Below are 4,743 nucleotides of genomic sequence, written 5' to 3' on the forward strand. Positions count from 1 at the left end.
CCATCTGTTCCCCACCTCGAAAAGTCAAGTCCCCAACCATTACTCCCGCGTCCGCCACTCAACATCATCTAGCAAGCTAGACATGTTTCCGTTCGACTTGCATGTGTTAGGCATGCCGCCAGAGTTCAATCTGAGCCATGATCAAACTCTTCAAATAAATATATCGAATATGAATCGTCGTTGTGTGACACTCTTAATGAGTGCCCACACAGATTGTCTTGTCTAAATTGTTAAAGAACGTGGTGCAGAATCATGACGCTTTTTGTCGTGACTTCTGCGCAAGGAGGACTCAGGCTACATATAGTTGCTAGCGTCTTTCTTGCTTCGCTTCTCTCGAAGCGGGAGGCGTATAATACGCTTCTTGTTTTCAGTGTCAACGTTTTTCGTAAATTTCTTTTCGAACCGTTGTTAACTCCGTAGAGCTAATGAAAACCGCTTCTCGTTATTGTTGCCAACTCCTTGAAGCGAGGCGCGCATTCTACGCGAATCAGCTTTTGGATCAACACTTTTCTTAAAATAATTTTATAAAGTTTTCCAAACTAGCTATTCGCCCTCTTTTACACCGGTTTAAGGCTGATTACGCTTTCTTACTTTATTGCTAACCACACGTATATTGTTAGCAGCGTACTACTCACTTCTCTATGTCGTCATAAACCGTCATAGCTCATAATCAATTGTATAGACTTGGTTCACCCTATGTATTCTAAATACGTCATTACCCACAAGTAATCGCTAAGACAGCCACTGTACTTACTGTGTTTAACTTCATCTAGGATTTGCCAGGTGACTTAATAGAGATAAATTATCATCTAGAGTACGGGCGGAAGATTGTCTGACTAAGAAGGTTTTAGTACTTAAAGCCTGTTACTACCTCTTCTCATTACAGTAACTTTTACTTTGAATTAACCAGCTTCTCTAATAATGCTTCTATCCGCTGTGTACTTTGCAGTAGTAAGGCAAAGTCGTCGTTAGTATTTGTCTTTATCAAAGTGAAACAAGATATTACCGGTTTAATGTTTAACCTCAGACGTCATCTGTTCATAACATGACTCATTTGCGCCTACCTTAGTAGATTTACGTTACATAAGTAGCTTTACATCAATTCAACCGAGTGTAGCAAAATTCTATTTCTCACTAGGCTTTCATAGGCAATTTCTGTGGAATGTTTTTGGAATCGCTTGGTGTTCATACTGTTTACCTAAATAGACTTTAATTTGTAATTCTGAATCATAGGGCTCAATGGGACCTGGTAGTTCCATATGTGTCAATTGCGGACATTACGCACTTGTAATAGTCTCTTCGGCCTAAAACCCAAGGCGGACGTTCAGGGATTAATTATTTACCCGCATAAATCAGCGTTTCTGAATCAGCAGATTTTTTGCGTGAGTTACCATCTTACCCACTTCATTATCAACAAAATCTAAGAAGTTTTCACTGATTACCTTCATTATCAAAGCTAATTTCCTCTGTTAATCTTTCTTCCGTCGTTAACTTATCGACTCGATATAAAATTTTTATTAAGTCGGAAGAAATAGAGCTTCCACTAAATTGGAGAAAATCATGTTTACGAATTTTGGATGGATTGTTGAAGCAAAGCTTAAAGAGGGTGAGCTAGAAAACTTTAAAGCGGTAATGAATTCGCAAGTGAACCGTGCTTTGAATGAAAAAGGTACGCTCAACTATCAATATTACTTGTCAGACGCCGGCGATATTTTAGTTTACGAGCGTTTTGCTGATGCCGATGCATCACATGAGCATATCGAAAACTGGGATGCTCATGCAGAACGCTGGATTTCAGCGGCGGAACCAACACGCATGCTTCATCTTGGTGACTTGCCAGATGATGTTCGTGAACGTCATGCTTCGCTAGCACCTACTTGGTTAAAGCCTCTGGCTGGTTTTGCAAGAGAAGAGTATGAAGGCAGCCTAATTAAAAATGGAAACGATACTAGCTTCGAAAATTTTGGTTGGATTGTGGAGGCAAAACTGAATCAAGGCCAGTTCGAAGCATTTAAAGAAGTAATGAATTCTCAAGTTGCACGAGCCAAAACAGAAGAAGGCACACTAAACTATCAATATTACCTATCTGATGAGGGTGACATACTAGTTTACGAGCGTTTTCGAGATTTAGAAGCTTCTTTTATTCATATCGAAAACTGGAATGATCATGCCGAACGATGGATTGCAGCAGCAACACCCACCCGTATGGTACACCTAGGTGACTTACCACAAGAGCTACGTGAGATGCACGCTTCACTTTCACCACTACTACTGAAACCGCTTGGTGGTTTTGCAAAATAGTCAATCTTATGAGTAAGCCGATAAGAGCAATCTAATCGTTATCGGTTGTGTTTAGCAAATATGTTAACAATTTAAAGGTACGCCATGAAAATTCTAAACAAATATACAAATTTATTAAGTGTAGTGCTTACTATTGTTACGCTGTCAGCATGCTCTCAAACAGTATTAGCCCAGCAACAATACTCGCTGCAAGATTTACCTGCACAATTTAACTCTCCAGCAAGCTTTTCACTTGATTCAGATAACAATATTTTGTTCACATCACCTAACCTACATAACCAGACGCTTGTAGAGCAAGGTGTTTTAACTAAAGCGGCAGCTCCAACGATTGGGCTTATTGATAACAAAAATCAAGTGTCTGTGTGGTACACATTTAAACAACAGGATTTAGAGCCAAACAGCGGTGTTGTCACTCCCATGGGGATTGCTAAAGGTCCAGATGGAAACATCTATATTGCCGACATGCAATTATGGTTTGGCGGTGAGTCTCGTTTGCTTCGAGTGAATGTTATAGATGGTAAAGCCATTGATGTCGACGTTGTTGCAAAAGGGTTCTCATTTCCTAACGCAGTAGCGTGGAGGGGCAATGATGTGTTTATCTCTGATACGGTACTTTCAACTGAGAAAGGAATATCAACGACAAGTGGTGTGTATAAATTCAGGATAGATGAACTTAGCGCTGAAAATCCTTTACAGATTTCTAAATACCAGAGCAAAAACAACCACGACTCACACCTATTTGAGATCTTTGAATCAGACGGTAGCCTTGGCTTTGGTGCAAATGGCTTGGCAGTTGACGGGCAGGGCAACCTTTATACCGGTATTATGGAAGACGGTACCATCTACAAAAGCACTTTCAATGAAGATAGCTCTAAGCTTGAAACTACACTGTTTAATAAAGGTTTGATCGCAAGTGATGGCATCCAGTGGGATGCACCTTCTAATGCACTTTACATTACCGATTTATTTGATAATGCCGTTTACCGTATTGATATGAATGGCCAAGCTACATTGCTTGCCAAAAACGGAAATACTGACGGCAGTAATAACATGTTAGATGCGCCTGGAGAAGTTATTGTACGTGGTGGTATTGCCTATGTAACTAATTTTGACGCTGCATTTGGTACGCCAACTATGGTTAATACTAAACCAGATACACCTTTTACAATATCAGTAGTGCCTATTAAATAATCATCCCTACCGCGGTCATATTAATAAACGGCCAAATAAATTTGGCCGTTATATTGGAAAACTACTTCACTGTACCCTATCCCAGTATGGTGGGCTTCCATAACGCTCAGAAAAGTAATCTATAAACGCACGAACTTTAGGGGCAACCAATTTCGAAGAAGGGTAAACAGCCCATATAGAGGCATCAGCCTCTAATGGGTAGTCTTCAAGAATTTGGACTAAGGTCCCAGCTCGTAAATGCTCATAAGCAATCCATGTAGAGCACATTACAATCCCCATCCCGTTCACGCATGCATCGCAAACTGCTTTGCCGTTGTCCGTAGTAAAAGCCCCTCTTGTCTTAATATTTAATAGGCCCTTTGAGGTTCTAAACAGCCAATTGTCATTACCAATTAGGTTAATACAATTATGCTTTGGCAGTGCTTCAGGGGTTGCTGGCCTACCATGCTTTTCAAGGTACTCTGGTGAGGCACAGATAATTCTATTGTCTATAGCGAGTTTCCTGGCTATCAATGCAGAATCTTTAAGCTCAGCATTTCGGATTGCAATATCAAATCCCCCCTCAACAATGTCGACTATTGTATCGCTGAGACGAAGCTCTACAGATAAATCAGGAAAAATTCCCATAAATTCATTTAATGCTGGTATTAAATGTATATGACTAAAAGAAACCGGTGCTGTTATTCGTAATTTTCCACTGGGCTTAGCTCCCCCTCTCACCGACGATACAGCTATATCCGCTGACACAAGAACATCCCTAGCCTTTGGAAGAAATTCCTCCCCTTCATCGGTAAGCGATACTTTTCGAGTTGTACGATGTATTAGCCGAACACCCAGACTTTCCTCTAACTTACTAAGATGAGCGCTAGCCACAGCCGATGACAAGCCAAATTCAGCCCCAGCTTTAGATATATTTTGAGTGGCAGCTACCCGAGTAAATAGTTTTACATAGTCTAGATTTATCATTATTAGGGACAGAGTTAGGATTGAAGCATAAAAGTAATATTACTTTACCGTATCACTATAAAAATACATAAGCTAAGTTTACCTTTAGCCTTCTCTTGTTTGTGCTATAGCGAGTACTTTTATTTCTATCATGCATAAAAAAGGGCTATTCGTTAGGCTAGTTATCGTTGTGAAGCAATCGTTGTGAAGCAATCGTTGTGAAGCAATTTCTTTGAATGGGACTTGGCTTGCGGCATGCGCTAATACGTTTCACTTTCTACCAGACATAAAAAAAGGGCTATCCGT

General features: G+C 40.2%; 3 protein-coding genes and 1 rRNA gene. 2 read left to right on the plus strand and 2 right to left on the minus strand.

Annotation, left to right across the window (positions count from 1 at the left end; all coding sequences use genetic code 11):
- Positions 1 to 157: ribosomal RNA gene (locus tag C7Y69_RS21375) — 16S ribosomal RNA — on the minus strand; the annotation flags it as partial.
- A 1,403-nt stretch (positions 158 to 1,560) separates the two neighbouring features.
- Here C7Y69_RS21375 and C7Y69_RS21380 point away from each other — a divergent pair.
- Both C7Y69_RS21380 and C7Y69_RS21385 read left to right on the plus strand, forming a co-directional pair.
- Positions 1,561 to 2,301: a putative quinol monooxygenase gene (locus C7Y69_RS21380; RefSeq protein WP_126874106.1), complete on the plus strand. Its 741-nt coding sequence runs from the start codon at positions 1,561 to 1,563 to the stop codon at positions 2,299 to 2,301.
- A gap of 84 nt (positions 2,302 to 2,385) precedes the next feature.
- The gene (locus C7Y69_RS21385) at positions 2,386 to 3,492 is read left to right on the plus strand and encodes an SMP-30/gluconolactonase/LRE family protein (protein WP_013782538.1); all 1,107 of its coding nucleotides are present in this window, start codon (positions 2,386 to 2,388) and stop codon (positions 3,490 to 3,492) included.
- A 66-nt stretch (positions 3,493 to 3,558) separates the two neighbouring features.
- On the opposite strand, the gene C7Y69_RS21390 is transcribed toward C7Y69_RS21385, so the two are convergent.
- Complete coding sequence (locus tag C7Y69_RS21390) at positions 3,559 to 4,458, minus strand: LysR family transcriptional regulator (protein ID WP_013782537.1); 900 nt, start codon at positions 4,456 to 4,458, stop codon at positions 3,559 to 3,561.
- Positions 4,459 to 4,743: the final 285 nt, after the last annotated feature.

Origin of the sequence: Alteromonas sp. KS69, from assembly GCF_003989595.1 — a bacterium.
Classification (GTDB): Bacteria; Pseudomonadota; Gammaproteobacteria; order Enterobacterales; family Alteromonadaceae; genus Alteromonas; species Alteromonas naphthalenivorans.